Genomic DNA, 15542 nt, shown 5'->3' with positions numbered 1-15542 from the left:
TACTCTTGGCCGTATGGAGTACGCGGTTGGTGTGCTCGTCGACATCGACGACTACATGGCGCTGTCCAGGGCCCGCGGATCCCAGTGGGCGCGCACGCAGCTGGAGCGCGCCGACCGTGCGATCCGCGAGGTCACCGGCTGCGTCGCGCTGCCGCCCGAGGAGTGGCTGGTCGTCCTGACCGGGCCCGACCCCCGCCGCCTCATGGACCGCGCGAGCACCCTGGCCGAGGACGTACGCGCCCGGATCGGGCGGGCCGGGGAGCTGACGGCCACGGTCAGCCTCGGACGCCCCGGGCTCCTGGCCGAGGCGGAGCGGGACGCGCGCCGTACCAACGCCTACAAGCTGGTGCTGGGCGGCGACCGGGTGATCACGGCGCCGGAGGGGGACCGCCCGGAGGGTGGGCCGCCGGTGCGGATCGAGCCGGAGCTGGCGCGGGCCGTGCACGCCGGCGACCGCCGGGCGGCGGCGGCCCTGCTGGCCGGCTGGGTCGACCGCTGCAGCCAGGAGCGCGACCTCGACCCGGCGACGCTGCACCGGTGGCTCGTCGGGGAGCTGCTGTTCGTGGTGGACCTGGTCAACCGGCGCAGGCTGGCGAGCGGCTGCACCGACTGGGTGGACGCCTGCGCCCGGCTGCCGATCTCGGAGCTCGTGGCGGTGAACTCCATCCACGAACGCTCATATTTACGGATCTGGGTGGAAGAGATCCTGACGCGGCTCATCCCCGCGTCCGCCCGCGACATCCTGACCATGGCCGAGAGCTACATGGCCGCCCACTACGCCGACCCTGGCCTGCGGCTGACCACCGTGGCTCAGGCCGTCTCGGCGAGCCCGTTCCACATCGCCCATCTGTTCGCCGCGGAACGCCGGACGACGTTCCTGCGCCAGCTCACCGGGCTGCGCATGCGGCACGCCCGGTCGCTGCTGACGTCGTCGGCGCTGCCGGTGGAGGCGGTGGCCACGCGCTCCGGCTACCAGAGCGCGAAGGCCTTCCGCGGGGTGTTCAAGCGGCACGTGGGCTGCTCACCCACCGAATACCGCAGAGCCCACCGGGCTCAGACGAGCGAGCGGATCACCAGGGTCTGATCGCGGCCCGGGCCCACGCCGATGGCGGAGATCGGCGCCCCGCTCATCTCCTCCAGCGCCCGCACGTACGCCTGCGCGTTGCGCGGCAGGTCATCGAACGACTTGGCGCCGGTGATGTCGTCCTGCCAGCCGGGCAGCTCCTCGTAGATCGGCTTGGCGTGGTGGAAGTCGGTCTGCGTCATGGGGATCTCGTCGTGCCGCACCCCGTCGACCTCGTACGCCACGCACACCGGGATCCTCTCCAGCCCCGACAGCACGTCGAGCTTGGTGAGGAAGTAGTCGGTGACGCCGTTGACGCGGGTCGCGTAGCGGGCGATCACCGCGTCGAACCAGCCGCAGCGGCGGTTGCGGCCCGTCGTGACGCCGTACTCGCCGCCGGTCTGGCGCAGCCATTCGCCCATCTCGTCGGTCAGCTCCGTCGGGAACGGCCCCGACCCGACGCGGGTGGTGTACGCCTTGAGGATGCCGATGATCTTCGTCAGCCGGTTCGGCGGGATGCCGGCCCCGGCGCACGCCCCGCCCGCCGTGGGCGAGGACGACGTGACGAACGGGTACGTGCCGTGGTCGATGTCGAGCAGCGTGCCCTGGCCGCCTTCCAGCAGCACGAACTTGCCCTCGTCCAGCGCCTTCGACAGCACCAGCGAGGTGTCGGCGATGTGCGGCTTGAGCCGCTCGGCGTAGGCGAGGTACTCCTCCAGCACCGCGGCGGGCTCGATGCCGCGCCGGTTGTAGACCTTGGTCAGCACCTGGTTCTTCTCGGTCAGCGCGACCTCGATCTTCTTGGCCAGGATGCCCGGGTCGAGCAGGTCCTGCACCCGCACGCCCATCCGGGCGATCTTGTCGCCGTACGCCGGCCCGATGCCGCGCCCGGTCGTGCCGATCCTGGCCTTGCCCAGGTAACGCTCGGTCACCTTGTCGAGCGCCTTGTGGTGGGGCATGATCAGGTGCGCGTTGGAGGAGATCAGCAGCCGCTCGGCGGAGATGCCGCGGGCGGCCAGCCCGTCGATCTCGCTGAGCAGCACGCCAGGGTCGATCACCACGCCGTTGCCGATGACCGGTACCACCTCCGGCGACAGGATCCCCGTGGGGAGCAGGTGCAGCGCGTATTTCTGGTCACCGATGACCACGGTGTGACCCGCGTTGTTGCCCCCCTGATAGCGGACGACGTAGTCGACGTCGCCACCGAGCAGGTCGGTGGCCTTGCCCTTGCCCTCATCGCCCCACTGGGCACCCACGAGAACGGCAGCCGGCATGGTTCAGTCTCCCGAGCACAAAACGAAAACCCCTGACGCAAGTGCGACAGGGGCTCTTGCGTTGAGAGACTACCCGAACGTGGTCATTCAGGGCTAACCCTTGGTCAGCGCGTCGTAACCCGTTTCCGTGCTGTCCTTCAGGAACTGCAGACAGCGCTCGGCCTCGTCCTTCTCGCCGATGGCCTGCGCCGCGCGCGCCAGGGAGTACAGGCAGCGCAGGAACCCGCGGTTGGGCGCGTGCTCCCACGGGATCGGGCCGTGGCCCTTCCAACCGCTACGGCGGAGCTGGTCGAGGCCGCGGTGGTAGCCGGTGCGGGCGAAGGCGTAGGAGGTCACGGCATGGCCCTGGGCGAAGTACTCCTCCGCGAGCGCGGCCCAGGCCGCGGGGTAGGCGGGGAACCGGGCGGCCACGTCGGCGGCCTTGACTCCGGAGTCCAGCAACTCCCTGGCCTCGGGCAGCTCCGGCAGATGCGTCGGGGGCGGCCCGGCGAGAAGGTTTTCCATAGCACCAGTCATACCCGCCAGGCCGCCGAAGTGGCTATGAGATCTTCGTCCCAGCGCTCTTCAGGTTCTGGCACGCCTCGACGACACGGGCGGCCATCCCGGCCTCCGCGGCCTTGCCGTACGAACGCGGGTCGTAGGTCTTCTTGTTGCCGACGTCGCCGTCGACCTTGAGCACGCCGTCGTAGTTCCTGAACATGTGGTCGGCGATCGGCCGGGTGAAGGCGTACTGGGTGTCGGTGTCGACGTTCATCTTGACGACGCCGTACGAGATGGCCTCGTGGATCTCCTCGAGCAACGAGCCGGAGCCGCCGTGGAAGACCAGGTCGAAGGGCTTGTCCTGGCCGTACTTCGCGCCGACGGCCTCCTGGATGTCCTTCAGCACGCTCGGGCGCAGCTTGACGTGGCCCGGCTTGTACACGCCGTGCACGTTGCCGAACGTGGCGGCCAGCATGTAACGGCCGTGCTCGCCCAGGCCCACGGCCTCGGCGGTGTCGATCGCGTCGCCGACCGTCGTGTAGAGCTTCTCGTTCATCTCGCCGACGACGCCGTCCTCCTCGCCGCCGACGACGCCGATCTCCATCTCCATGATGATGCGGGCCCGCGCGCACTTCTCCAGGAGCTCCCTGGCGATCTGCAGGTTCTCGTCCAGCGGGACGGCCGAGCCGTCCCACATGTGGGACTGGAACAGCGGGTCGAGACCCTTGGAGACGCGTTCGAGCGAGATGTCGATCAGCGGCCGCATGTAGCCGTCGAGCTTGTCCTTCGGGCAGTGGTCGGTGTGCAGCGCCACGGTGACCGGATATTTGGCGGCCACCACGCGCGCGTACTCGGCGAGCGCCGTCGCGCCGGTGACCATGTCCTTGACCGTGGTGCCCGAGAGGAACTCCGCGCCGCCGGTGGAGATCTGCACGATGCCGTCGCTCTCGGCCTCCGCGAAGCCGCGCAGGGCGGCGTTCAGCGTCTGGGAGGACGTCACGTTGATCGCCGGGTAGGCGAATCCGCCGGCCTTGGCCCGGTCGAGCATCTCTGCGTAGACCTCTGGAGTCGCAATGGGCATGATCATCTCCCTGAGAAGTTACGGCTTGGGGCCAGGCCCAGTATTCCGAGTGTCTACCCCATGTGGTAGAGCCGACGCGCGCCGGGGCGGTCCCGGGCCTGCTCACGGCCACGGGATAGTCTCGCGGCCGTGGACTGGCTGGTGAATCTCCTCGATCCGACCTGGTGGCTGACCCTTCTGGGGGCGTTCGCCACCGTCGGCGTTCTCGCGATCATCTTCGCCGAGACGGGGCTGCTGCTCGGGTTCTTCCTGCCGGGTGACTCGCTGCTCGTGGCCGCGGGGATCTTCAGCTCGTCGTCCGTCGCCCAGGGCATGGGCATCACGCCGCTGTCGCTGCCCGTGCTGCTCATCGGCACGCCGCTGTGCGCGGTCGCCGGCGCGCAGCTGGGCCACTTCCTCGGCGCGCGCTTCGGCCGCAGGTTGTTCGACAAGCCCGACTCGCGGCTGTTCAAGCGGGAGCACGTGCTGCGGGCCGAGGAGTTCTTCGAGAGGTTCGGGCCGGCCAAGGCGGTGATCCTGGCCAGGTTCGTGCCGATCGTCCGTACGTTCATGAACCCCGTCGCCGGCGTGCTGGAGATGAGGGCCAAGCGCTTCCTGCTCTGGAACGTCGTCGGCGGCGTCGTCTGGGTCGAGGGCCTGATCCTGGTCGGCAACCTCCTCGGTCACCAGGTCGACCCCAAGCAGATCGACACGTACATCCTGCCGGGCGTCTTCCTGATCGTCCTCGTCTCGCTGATCCCGATCCTCGTCGAGGTGGTCAAGAAGCGCCGGGCGGCGGTGTCGGCGCGCGTCCCGACCGGGACCGACACTCCGCTCTGACCCCCCGGGTCGATCTTCACCCGCTACGCTGCCCCCTGTGGGACGCCACAAGTCAGAACCGATGGGTCTTGCCCGATTAGCCCTCGCCGTCCTGGCGGTGGGGGCCGCGGTGACGCTGCTCGTCATCGGCGGCCGGGAGGTGCTCGGCAGGCTCGGCGAATCGGAGCCCGCACGCGAGCGCACCTCGGCTCCCGCCAGTGAACCGGCCACGGCGCCCGCCAGTGAGAAGAGCGCTCAGGAGCCCACCGTGCGCATCGAGTGCGTGGCTGAGACCTGCCCGCTCGTCACCGTACGCGTGCCCGGCGGCGACGTGCTGCAGCACCGTGACATGAGCAGGGGCGAAGAGGTCAGCTTCCACGAGCCCGAGCTCGACGTCGTGCTGGCCGACGCGAGCACCGTCCACGTCACCGAGAACGGCACGCTCCGCGAGCCCGGCGAGGAGGGCGCCCGCGAGTCCTTCACCGTCCGGGCCCCCGACTGAGCGGCCTGTTACAGGCCGAGATCCTCCAGCGTGTACGCGCAGCGGTACTCGAGGCCCTCCGCCGTGACGCGCTCGCGTGCGCCCCGGTCGACGATCGTCGCCACGGCGACCACCTCGGCGCCCGCCTCGCGCAGCGCCTCCACGGCCGTCAGCGGCGAGGAGCCCGTCGTCGAGGTGTCCTCCACGGCCAGCACCCGGCGGCCCTTGACGTCGGGGCCCTCGATGCGGCGCTGCATGCCGTGCGCCTTCTGCGCCTTGCGCACCACGAACGCGTCGAGCGCCCGCCCGCGCGCGGCCGCCGCGTGCAACATCGCGCCCGCCACCGGATCGGCGCCCAACGTGAGCCCGCCCACCGCGTCGTAGTCGAGGTCGGCGGTCAGGTCGAGCATCACCCCGCCGACGAGCGGCGCCGCCACGCCGTCGAGCGTGATGCGCCGCAGGTCGAGATAGAAGTCGGCCTCCTGGCCCGAGGAGAGGGTGACCTTGCCGTGGACGATGGCCTTCTTCTTGATCTCGGCCAGCAGGTTGTCGCGATCCGTCATGGCACCAAGCTTAGAGTCCTGGTCACGGCCGCATCCCACAGGTAAAGACGCGCTCGCGGTTTAGCCATGGCGATGACTGCGGAATGATGACCCGGGTAACCCCGCGTCATCGTTAGGTCACTATGAGTGCCGAAACTCCGCAAAGCGACGCCGATCTGCTCCACGCGGTCCAGGCGGGCAACGCCGCTGCCTACGGCGAGCTCTACGAGCGCCACGTGGCCGCCGCGCGTGCCATGGCCAGGCAGCTCGTCAGCGGGGTCGAGGTGGAGGACGTCGTCGCCGAGTCGTTCACGAAGATCCTCGACCTGGTGTGCCGGGGCGGCGGCCCCGAGTCGGCGTTCCGCACGTACCTGCTGACGATCGTGCGGCGCACGGTGCACGACCGGTCCAGCATCGCCGCCCACCCCACGGGCGAGATCGAGCGGTACGACCCGACGGCGCCGTTCGTCGATCCCGCGCTGGCCGGGCTGGAGCACTCGCCGATCGCCCGGGCCTATCTGTCGCTGCCCGAGCGGTGGCGGGCGGTGCTGTGGCACGCCGAGGTCGAACGCGCCAGGCCGGCGCAGGCGGCGCCGATGCTCGGGCTGTCGGCCAACGGCGTGGCCGCGTTGACCTACCGGGCGCGGGAAGGGCTGCGGCAGGCGTACGTACGGCTGTATCTGCGGCCGGATACGCCGCCGGAGTGCCGCACGGTGCTCGGCCGGATGAGCCACTACGTGCGCGGCGGGCTGGCCCGGCGCGAGGCCAAGGCGCTCGACGAGCACGTCGACGCCTGCGAGGAGTGCCACGGCGTGCTGCTGGAGGTGACCGACGTCGATCGCGGGCTGCGCGTCATCGTCGGGCCGCTGATCGCCGGGCCCCTGTTCAGCGGCTACGTGGCGGCGCTGGCCAGGGCGGTGGGCCCGGGCGGTGCGGCCGGTCGGCCGCTGCGGGCGCTGCGGCGGCTGCGGTGGGCGCCGCGGCGCTGGCAGGCGGTGTTGGCCGGCGGCACGGTCCTGGCGGTGGCCGTGGCCGGGGGCGTCCAGTGGTGGTCCGACGCGGAGCCGGTCGCCGAGCCGTCGGTCGGGCCGCCGATCGCGCTGCCGGCCCCGTCGGCCGTGCCGGTGCCCGTGCCGCTGCCGGTCGAGGAGCCCTCTCCGGTGCCGGCGCCCGGCGGCAAGGACCGGCAGGCGACGTCCGCCAGGCCGGTGGGTGCGCGGCTGCGCGTCACGATCGACCCGCTCGGCTCGCTCGTCCGCGCCCGGCCCGGCATCGTCGCCATCCGCGTGCGCAACCACGGCGAGGCGGCCAGCGCGAAGGTCGCGGCCCACGTCGACCTGCCGCCGGGGGTGACGTTCGTCCCGTCCGTGCTGCGCGGGCCCGGCGCCGCCGTCTCCGGCGCGGTGGGCACGGTCGACGGCTGGCAGTGCCGTCCGTCCGGTCGCGGCGCCCGGTGTGCCAGGGAGCCGCTCGCCGCGGGGCGGGCCACGGCCGTGTACCTGCGGGTGCTCGTGTCCGGCGCGGCCCCGCAGGCCGCGGGCCCCGTCGTCCGCGTCACCGCCGGCCCCCTGCGCCTTCGCGCCCGCGCCGAGCAGGGCGTACGCGCGACCGGCGCGCCCGCCAGGTTCGCCACCGAGGGCAGCGTGGCCGTCCGGGCGATCGGCAACACGCTGCTGAGCTGCCCCGACGAGCAGGCGGGCTGCCGCGAGGCGCGGCGGCGCGAGGGGGAGCAGCGCGACAACGACCTGTGGCCGATGCTCGCGCTCGACCGCGACGACCACCCCTTCACCGAGTCCTCCAGCTCGGCGGTGTTGTCCGTGCCCAAGGGCGGCGAGGTCGTGTGGGCCGGGCTCTACTGGTCGGCCACCGGCGCGGAGGCGGGGCCGATCAGGGTCCGGCCGCCGGGGCTGCGCACCTACCTGACCGTCCGGCCCAGCGAGGTGAAGGTGCGCGAGCTGCCGGTCGGGCCGGTCTACCAGGCGTTCGCCGACGTGAGCGAGCTCGCCCGAGGCGTACGCGCCGACGGCACGTGGTGGGCGGCCGACGTGCCCATGGTGGAGGGGGTCGCACGCCATGCCGGGTGGAGCCTGGTGCTGGTGGTCACCGATCCGGCGGAGCCGTACAGCCAGGCGGTGGTGCTCGACGGGGGCACGGTGGTCGGGCGGCGGGCGTACGTACCGCTGGGCGGGTTGCGGCCGGCCGCCTCGCCCGCGCGGGTCGAGCTGGTGACGTGGGAGGGCGACGCCGACCTCGGCGGCGACAAGGTCTCGCTGGGCTCCGGCCCGCTCACCCCGTCGGGCGGCGACCGCGAGGCGTCCAACGTCTTCGACGGCTCGGCGCGCGGCGCGAGGGAGCTCTCGTTCGGCGTCGACGTCGACACGGTGAGCGCCGAGCTGGGCGTCGATCCCGGCCTCACGATCGCCACGAACAAGGACGTCGTGCTGTTCGGCGCGGCCGCCGTGAGCGTGCGAGCCCGGCAGTGACCAATAACGGGACAAACTGGTACGGTCGGCCTGAATGGTCTGGCGGCTCGGTGCGTGAGGGTCGAATCGTCGGGATTAACCCTCGCACGATCACCCGCTTTCATTACCCTGAGAGAGGGCCGCCGAGTCCGGGTCTCTGACGGTGCAGAGCCAGCAAGGTCGGACCATCAGGAAAGGGGCGGTGTCAGTGGATCGCTGTGCGCTGTTCGTGGACGCTGGCTATCTGCTGGCTGACGGGGCGTTGGCCGTACACGGCACACGTCATCGCGAGGCGGTGTCCTGGGACTATCCGGGGCTGCTCCAGTTAATGACCAACCTGTCGCGTGAGCGTACCGCGCTGCCGCTGCTGCGCTGCTACTGGTACGAAGCGACGGTCGAGGGCCGCCGCACTCCCGAGCACGACGCGCTCGCCGACATTCCGGGCCTGAAGCTGCGGTTGTCGCGCATCCGCCCGGGGCGGCGCGAGGGCGTCGACGCCCAGGTGCACCGCGACCTCATGACGCTCGCCCGCAACAACGCCATCTGCGACGCGGTCGTCGTCAGCGGCGACGAGGACCTCGCCCAGGTCGTCTGCGACGCGCAGGACCTCGGCATCCGGGTGACCGTCATCAACATCGCGGCCGAGGGCAGCTGGGCGGTGTCGCGGTCGCTGCGGCAGGAGTGCGACGACCTCGTGGAGCTGGGGGCACCCCACCTGCGGCCGTACGTCAGCCTGGTCACCGGCGTCTCCGAGGCGTCCAACGGGCACCACCAGCCGATCGGCAACGGCCAGGCCACCCACTCGCTGCCTGCGGCGCAGCCGTCCCTGCCGCCGGCGCCGTCGTCCACCGGCAGTCACGCGGCCGGTTCCTCCTCGGCGGCCCAGCCGCGCTCGGGCCCTGACTCGCCGTCGTACGGCGGGCCGAACACACCGTCCTCCGCCGGTTCCGGCACGGCTTCGTACGGCGGGTCCGGCTCGGCTTCGTACGGCGGGTCCGGCGCTGGATCATCCGACGGGTCGGGCGCGAACGTTCCCTCCTACGGCGGGTCCGGCGCGAACACACCGTCCTCCGCGCCTTCCTATGGCGGGTCGGGCGCGAACTCGGCGTCACCCGCGCCGTCCTACGGCGGGTCGGGCGCGAACTCGGCGTCACCCGCGCCTTCCTATGGCGGGTCCGGCGCGAACTCGGCGTCACCCGGCGGCAACGTGCCCTCCTACGGTGGGTCCCACGCGAACGGCCAGGTGTCGGGAGCGAACGGCCAGTTGCCCGGCGGGTCCGACGCCGACGGGCCGTTGCGTGGGCAGCCGTCCACGCCTCCGGCGCTGCCGTCGTACAGCGGTTACCAGGGTGAGCTGCAGCAGCCGCAGACCAACGCGCCGTCGTCGGCGCCGGTCACCGGGCCCGTGCAGGCTCAGTCGCCCAGCACCGGCCAGTTCTCCTCACCGTCCAGCGCGGGTTCGTACCAGCAGTCGAACAGCGGGGCCTACCAGCCGTCGCAGCCGGGGCCGTACACGGGGCCGCAGCCCGCCCCGGTCGTCCCTCCCTCCGCCGCCACGGCGGGGGCCACCACTCTGGCCGACGCCGTCAAGGCCGCCCACCGGGAGGGACACGACTTCGGCGAGTCCGTGGCCCGCGACGCCCCGGCGCTGTGGCTGGAGGCGGTGCTGGCGCGCAAACCCCGCATGCCGTCCGACCTGGAGGCACGCCTTCTTCAGGGCTCCTCGCTCCCGATCGACTTCCTCCTGCACGACGAGGTTCGCCACGCCCTCCGCCGTGGCTTCTGGGACGCGCTGGAACGCGCCCGCAACTGACCCTCACCCAGCCGGACACCCGTCTGCCTCGCCGTCCGCGCTCTTGCGGCACGCCGCCTCGTGGTTCCACCCACCGCGCCGCGCGTTTCCCTGTGCACGCGGCTGTCAGCGCTCGGAACGGTGCGTGCCGTGGAAGGGCAGTCGCGCTGCCGATGGTGCGCGTACCGCTTCTGGGATGTGCGGCCGTGAGCGGGACCCCGGAATCCGGAGAGGTGCCGCGCTCCACCACGCGCCCGGCCGCCCCCTGAGGTGGGGCGGTGGGCGCACGCGTCAGGAGAGGGCGTCGAAGGCGGCGCGGAGGTGGTTGACGCGGTCCGCCAGGTCTCCAAGGGGGGCGGCCAGTGCGGGGTCCTGGGTCTTGCGGGCCAGTTCGCGGACACGGGCCAGCTCGTCCTCCACGGCCGTCAGCCGGCGTGACAGCTCCGGCAGCACCGACGCGTGGTCTCCGGCCCCGGGCGGCAGCTCGCCGCTCACCCGGTCGCGCAGCAGCGCCGCCTGCTCGGCCAGGCGCTTGTTCATGTTGTACAGCTCGCTGAACACCGACACCTTCGCCCGCAGCACCCACGGGTCGAACGGCTTGGTGAGATAGTCGACCGCGCCCGCCGCGTAGCCGCGGAAGGCGTAGTCGGGGGCGCTGTCGACCACGGTCAGGAAGATGATCGGGATGTTCCTGGTGCGCTCGCGCCGCTTGATGTGCGCGGCCGTCTCGAAGCCGTCCATGCCCGGCATGCGCACGTCGAGCAGGATCAGCGCGAACTCGGTGTTGAGCAGCGCCTTGAGCGCCTCCTCGCCCGACCGGGCGCGTACGGGCACCAGGTCGAGCGAGCTGAGGATGGCTTCGAGGGCGATCAGGTTTTCCTCGCGGTCATCGACCAGGAGGATCTTGGCACGATCCGACATAGATCACGACCCTTCGGCTGGTGATGCTGACGAGTCGGACGCGGGTCCGCGCCCACGGCTGAGCCAGCCGCGCAGGCGTTCGAGCAGACGGTCCACGTCGACCGGCTTGGGAACGTAGTCGGAGGCGCCCGAGGCGATGCTCTTCTCGCGATCACCCCGCATGACCTTGGCGGTCAGCGCGATGATCGGCAGATCAGCGAACTGGGGCATGCGCCGGATGGCCGAGGTCGTGGCCCAGCCGTCCATCTCCGGCATCATGATGTCCATCAGCACGAGCGCGACGTCCTCGTTCCGTTCGAGCTGCTCGATCCCCTCCCGACCGTTTTCAGCGTAGACGACCGTGGAGCCGTGTCGTTCCAGCACGCTGGTCAGCGCGAAGACGTTGCGGATGTCGTCGTCGACGATGAGGATCTTGGCGCCGTTCAGCGGGTCGTCGCCCTGCCACTGGGCGGGCGTCTCGATCGGGGGCTCGACCAGCTCCGGCATCGGCATGTCGAGCGGCATCGGCGGCTCGGGCGCCGCCGCGGCGGGCTCGTCGCTCGGCGGTGTCATGAGCTGCCGGCGCGCCGCCCCGCCGTCGGTCGCGGTCAGCGGGCCGGTGTAGGAGGCCGGCAGGTAGAGCGTGAACGTGCTGCCGTTGCCCAGCTCGCTGTCGACGTGGATCTCGCCGCCGAGCAGGCGGGCGATGTCACGGCAGATCGCGAGGCCGAGGCCGGTGCCGCCGTACTTGCGGCTCGTGGTGCCGTCGGCCTGCCGGAACGCCTCGAAGATGACGTCGCGCTTGTCGGGCGCGATGCCGATGCCGGTGTCGACCACGTGGAAGGCCAGCAGGTCATGCGCGTCGTGCAGGGTGTCGTCGTCGAAGTCGACCCCGACGGGCGCCTTGGCGACGCGCAGCTTCACCTCGCCCCGCGGGGTGAACTTCACCGCGTTCGACAGCAGGTTGCGCAGCACCTGCTGCAGCCGCTGCTCGTCGGCGCGCAGCTCCTTCGGGACGTCCGGCTCGACCTCCACGCTGAACGACAGCCCCTTGTCCTGCGCCAGCGGCGCGAACGCGGCCTCCAGCAGGTCGACCATCTTCGGCAGCGACACCTGGATCGGGTGGATGTCCATCCGGCCGGCCTCGACCTTCGACAGGTCGAGCATGTCGTTGATGAGCTGCAGCAGCGCCGAGCCCGCGCTGTGGATCGTGCGGGCGAACTCGACCTGCTGGGAGGTCAGGTTGCCCTCGGCGTTCTCGGTCAGCAGCTTGGCCAGCACGAGCAGGCTGTTGAGCGGGGTGCGCAGCTCGTGGGACATGTTGGCGAGGAACTCGGACTTGTAGCGCGAGGAGACCGCGAGCTGCTCGGCGCGCTCCTCCAGCGTGCGGCGGGCCTGCTCGATCTGGAAGTTCTGGATCTCGATCGCGCGGTTCTGCTTGGCGAGCAGCGCCGCCTTGTCCTCCAGCTCGGCGTTGGACCTGCGCAGCTCCTCCTGCTGGCGCTGCAGCTCGTCGGAGCGCTCCTGGAGCTCGCGGGTGAGCCGCTGCGACTCGGTGAGCAGGTCTTCGGTGCGGGAGTTGGCGATGATCGTGTTCATCGTCACGCCGATGGTCTCGACGAGCTGCGTCAGGAAGTCGAGGTGCACCTCGCCGAACGGCGTGAAGGAGGCCAGCTCCAGCACGCCGAGCACCCGGTTCTCGAACAGGATCGGCAGCACCACGATCTGCGCGGGCGTCGAGCGGCTGAGCCCGCTGTCGATCGTGATGAAGTTCGGTGGCACGTCGTCGAGCACGATGTGCCGGCCCTCGGCCGCCGCCTGGCCGACGATGCCCTCGCCGATCGCGAAGCGCTGGCGCGGTCCCCGGTCGGGGCGTACGCCGTAGCCGCCGATGAGGATCAGCTCGCCCTCGGCGTCGGGGTTGATGCTGTAGAAGGCGCCGTAGCGGGCCGAGACCAGCGGCGTCAGCTCGCTCATCGTGAGCTTGGCGACTTCGAGCAGGTCGCGGTGGCCCTGCATGAGCCGCGAGATGCGGGCCAGGTTGGACTTGAGCCAGTCCTGCTCCTGGTTGGCCTGCGTGGTCTCCCGGAGGTTGGCCACCATCGAGTTGATGTTGTCCTTCAGCTCCGCCAGCTCGCCCTGCGCCTCGACGGCGATCGAGCGGGTCAGGTCACCGCGCGCGACGGCGCTGGTCACGGTCGCGATGGCGCGGATCTGGGTGGTGAGGCTGCCGGCCAGCTCGTTGACGCTCTCGGTGAGCCGCTTCCAGGTGCCCTCGACGCCTTCGACGCGGGCCTGGCCGCCCAGCTGCCCCTCCGAACCCACCTCGCGGGCCACCCGGGTGACCTCGGAGGCGAACGACGACAGCTGGTCGACCATCCGGTTGACGGTGGTCTTGAGCGCCAGGATCTCGCCCTGGGCGTTGACGTCGATCTTGCGGGTGAGGTCGCCGTTGGCCACCGCCGTGGTGACCTCGGCGATGTTGCGCACCTGGTACGTCAGGTTGTTGGCCATGGAGTTGACGTTGTCGGTGAGGTCCTTCCAGACGCCCGACACGCCCTTCACCCGGGCCTGGCCGCCCAGCTGCCCCTCGGTGCCGACCTCGCGGGCGACGCGGGTGACCTCGTCGGCGAAGGACGACAGCTGGTCGACCATCGTGTTGAGGGTGTCCTTCAGCTGGAGCATCTCGCCCTGGGCGTCGACGGTGATCTTCTTCGACAGGTTGCCCTGGGCCACCGCGGAGGACACGGCCGCGATCTGGCGCACCTGGGAGGTGAGGTTGTTGGCCATGGAGTTGACGTTGTCGGTGAGGTCCTTCCAGACCCCGGACACGCCGCGTACCTGGGCCTGGCCGCCCAGCTGGCCCTCGGTGCCGACCTCGCGGGCGACGCGGGTGACCTCGGAGGCGAACGACGACAGCTGGTCGACCATCGTGTTCATGGTCGACTTGAGCTCGAGGATCTCGCCCTGCGCGTCCACGTCGATCTTGCGGGTGAGGTCGCCGTTGGCGACCGCCGTGGTCACCTGGGCGATGTTGCGCACCTGGTACGTCAGGTTGGCCGCCATGGAGTTGACGTTGTCGGTGAGGTCCTTCCAGACGCCCGACACGCCCTTCACCTCGGCGCGCCCGCCCAGCTTTCCTTCGGTGCCGACCTCGCGGGCGACGCGGGTGACCTCGTCGGCGAAGGACGACAGCTGGTCGACCATCGTGTTGAGGGTGTCCTTCAGCTGGAGGATCTCGCCCTGGGCGTCGACGGTGATCTTCTTCGACAGGTTGCCCTGGGCCACCGCCGTCGCCACGGTCGCGATGCTGCGCACCTGGGAGGTCAGGTTGTTGGCCATGAAGTTGACGTTGTCGGTCAGGTCCTTCCAGACCCCCGACACGCCGGTCACCTGTGCCTGGCCGCCCAGCTGGCCCTCCGTGCCCACCTCGCGGGCCACGCGGGTCACCTCTTCGGCGAAGGCGGACAGCTGGTCGACCATCGTGTTGACGGTGTTCTTCAGCTCGAACATCTCGCCCACGGCGTCGACCGTGACCTTACGGCTCAGGTCGCCCTTGGCCACGGCGGTGGTCACCACGGCGATGTCGCGCACCTGCGCCGCCACCCGGGAGGACATCGTGTTGACGGCTTCGGTGAGGTCGCGCCAGCTCCCCGACATGCCGCGCAGATTGGCGCTGCCGCCCAGCCGGCCCTCGGTGCCGGCCTCGCGGGCCACCCGGGTCACCTCGCTGTTGAACAGCGCGAGCTGGTCGACCATGCCGTTGATCGCCTTGCCCAGGCGGCGCACCTCGCCGCGCGCCGACCGGTCGAGGTCGATGCGCCGCGACAGGTCGCCCTTGGCCACCGCGTCTATGACGTCGGCCGCCCCGCTCACCGGGCTCACCAGGGCGTCGATCAGCATGTTGACCGACTCGACGCTCTCGGCCCACGCGCCGACGCCCGGCCCCGGGGTCAGGCGCTCGCCGAAGCGGCCCTCCTTGACGACCTCCCGGCGCACGCGCGACAGCTCGTTGGCGAGGTGTTCGCGGCGGTCGGCGACCTCGTTGAGCAGCAGCCGCACCTCGCTGAGAATGCCAGGAGGCGCATGGGGGACCCGGCGTCGGAAGTCGCCGTCCCGCCAAGAGAAAAGAGTCTCAAGGATGGGCACGAGATCGGACTCGGTGTAAGTCCTCTCCTCAGGGCTGGGCGCAACCTTGGCCGTGGTCATGGGGCCTCCTTCACTCGCGGCTGGCTCCTGCGAGTGATTCAAGTCTGTCACGATGAGTAGCTCGTAGTCCTGTCCTTGGATTTACCCCAAGTCACCGGGAAGTGTGGTAGGCACGGTGGGATGACTGGTTCTCCCCAAGCAGTGCTCGCTGCGACGTTCGCGCCGGGCGAGACTGCTGTGACGTCTGCGATGAGGTTCACGCGCGAGGTGTTGACCGCGTGGGCCACCGGTGGTGCGCTCCACACCGCCGAGCAGGTCGCAGGAGATCTGGCCGAGCAGGTCGCCGCCGAGCCCTTTGAGGTGATTTGGAAGCATTTCGGGAACGCGGTCCAGGTCGAACTGCGGCAACGAAACCTCTCCCAAGGCGATCTCAAAGCTCCTTCCGTGCACGTCGAAGAGTGGGGAGTCACCTTCCAGGGCGACTCCCGTGTCCATTGGGCTAGGCTCACGCTACCTGGCT

At 70.8% G+C, this 15542-nt stretch carries 12 protein-coding genes; 5 read left to right on the top strand and 7 right to left on the bottom strand.

The window, feature by feature from the left end:
• Positions 1-13 precede the first annotated feature (13 nt).
• Positions 14-1084 (top strand): AraC family transcriptional regulator, encoded by a 1071-nt coding sequence (locus ACIBP6_RS29500; RefSeq protein WP_397057157.1) that lies wholly within the window; start codon positions 14-16, stop codon positions 1082-1084.
• Here the strand turns inward: ACIBP6_RS29500 and ACIBP6_RS29495 are convergent.
• The 3 genes from ACIBP6_RS29495 to fbaA form a co-directional block, all read right to left on the bottom strand.
• Entirely contained in the window at positions 1054-2337 is a 1284-nt protein-coding gene (locus ACIBP6_RS29495; protein WP_397057156.1) for an adenylosuccinate synthase, read from the bottom strand. The two genes, ACIBP6_RS29500 and ACIBP6_RS29495, sit on opposite strands and share 31 nt — an antisense overlap.
• Before the next feature lie 93 nt (positions 2338-2430).
• Positions 2431-2841: a DUF3151 domain-containing protein gene (locus ACIBP6_RS29490; RefSeq protein WP_397057155.1), complete on the bottom strand. Its 411-nt coding sequence runs from the start codon at positions 2839-2841 to the stop codon at positions 2431-2433.
• 34 nt (positions 2842-2875) lie between these two features.
• A complete protein-coding gene (gene fbaA / locus ACIBP6_RS29485) occupies positions 2876-3898 on the bottom strand; it encodes a class II fructose-bisphosphate aldolase (protein WP_397057154.1) in 1023 nt (340 codons plus the stop codon).
• A gap of 129 nt (positions 3899-4027) precedes the next feature.
• Here fbaA and ACIBP6_RS29480 point away from each other — a divergent pair, with 129 nt between their 5' ends.
• Complete coding sequence (locus ACIBP6_RS29480; RefSeq protein WP_397057153.1) at positions 4028-4717, top strand: DedA family protein; 690 nt, start codon at positions 4028-4030, stop codon at positions 4715-4717.
• 37 nt (positions 4718-4754) lie between these two features.
• Positions 4755-5198 (top strand): hypothetical protein, encoded by a 444-nt coding sequence (locus ACIBP6_RS29475; protein ID WP_397057152.1) that lies wholly within the window; start codon positions 4755-4757, stop codon positions 5196-5198.
• Between the two features lie 8 nt (positions 5199-5206).
• Here the strand turns inward: ACIBP6_RS29475 and pyrE are convergent, their stop codons facing one another.
• Positions 5207-5740, bottom strand: coding sequence for an orotate phosphoribosyltransferase (gene pyrE, locus ACIBP6_RS29470; RefSeq protein WP_397057151.1), 534 nt, complete (start codon positions 5738-5740; stop codon positions 5207-5209).
• Between the two features lie 122 nt (positions 5741-5862).
• Between pyrE and ACIBP6_RS29465 the strand changes: the two genes are divergently transcribed.
• Positions 5863-8202, top strand: coding sequence for a zf-HC2 domain-containing protein (locus ACIBP6_RS29465; protein ID WP_397057150.1), 2340 nt, complete (start codon positions 5863-5865; stop codon positions 8200-8202).
• 187 nt (positions 8203-8389) lie between these two features.
• On the top strand, positions 8390-9994 hold the full coding sequence (locus ACIBP6_RS29460) for an NYN domain-containing protein (protein WP_397057149.1): 1605 nt from the start codon (positions 8390-8392) through the stop codon (positions 9992-9994).
• Between the two features lie 270 nt (positions 9995-10264).
• Here the strand turns inward: ACIBP6_RS29460 and ACIBP6_RS29455 are convergent, their stop codons facing one another.
• The 3 genes from ACIBP6_RS29455 to ACIBP6_RS29445 form a co-directional block, all read right to left on the bottom strand.
• Positions 10265-10894: a response regulator gene (locus tag ACIBP6_RS29455; protein WP_397057148.1), complete on the bottom strand. Its 630-nt coding sequence runs from the start codon at positions 10892-10894 to the stop codon at positions 10265-10267.
• A gap of 3 nt (positions 10895-10897) precedes the next feature.
• Positions 10898-15082 (bottom strand): HAMP domain-containing protein, encoded by a 4185-nt coding sequence (locus tag ACIBP6_RS29450; protein WP_397057147.1) that lies wholly within the window; start codon positions 15080-15082, stop codon positions 10898-10900.
• Positions 15083-15163: 81 nt separating this feature from the next.
• The gene (locus tag ACIBP6_RS29445) at positions 15164-15517 is read right to left on the bottom strand and encodes a hypothetical protein (RefSeq protein ID WP_397057146.1); all 354 of its coding nucleotides are present in this window, start codon (positions 15515-15517) and stop codon (positions 15164-15166) included.
• Between the last annotated feature and the right edge of the window lie 25 nt (positions 15518-15542).

The organism is Nonomuraea terrae (genome assembly GCF_044465245.1).
Classification (GTDB): Bacteria; Actinomycetota; Actinomycetes; order Streptosporangiales; family Streptosporangiaceae; genus Nonomuraea; species Nonomuraea terrae.
The sequence above is the reverse complement of the archived record's forward strand: the minus strand, read 5'-3'. Positions and strand labels throughout refer to the sequence as shown.

Bases quoted from the DNA above. Each gene is read 5' to 3' on its own strand.
- ACIBP6_RS29500 (WP_397057157.1), top strand. From the start codon at position 14: ATGGAGTACGCGGTTGGTGTGCTCGTCGACATCGACGACTACATGGCG.
- ACIBP6_RS29495 (WP_397057156.1), bottom strand. From the start codon at position 2,337: ATGCCGGCTGCCGTTCTCGTGGGTGCCCAGTGGGGCGATGAGGGCAAG.
- ACIBP6_RS29490 (WP_397057155.1), bottom strand. From the start codon at position 2,841: ATGGAAAACCTTCTCGCCGGGCCGCCCCCGACGCATCTGCCGGAGCTG.
- fbaA (WP_397057154.1), bottom strand. From the start codon at position 3,898: ATGCCCATTGCGACTCCAGAGGTCTACGCAGAGATGCTCGACCGGGCC.
- pyrE (WP_397057151.1), bottom strand. From the start codon at position 5,740: ATGACGGATCGCGACAACCTGCTGGCCGAGATCAAGAAGAAGGCCATC.
- ACIBP6_RS29465 (WP_397057150.1), top strand. From the start codon at position 5,863: ATGAGTGCCGAAACTCCGCAAAGCGACGCCGATCTGCTCCACGCGGTC.
- ACIBP6_RS29455 (WP_397057148.1), bottom strand. From the start codon at position 10,894: ATGTCGGATCGTGCCAAGATCCTCCTGGTCGATGACCGCGAGGAAAAC.
- ACIBP6_RS29450 (WP_397057147.1), bottom strand. From the start codon at position 15,082: ATGACCACGGCCAAGGTTGCGCCCAGCCCTGAGGAGAGGACTTACACC.
- ACIBP6_RS29445 (WP_397057146.1), bottom strand. From the start codon at position 15,517: ATGGACACGGGAGTCGCCCTGGAAGGTGACTCCCCACTCTTCGACGTG.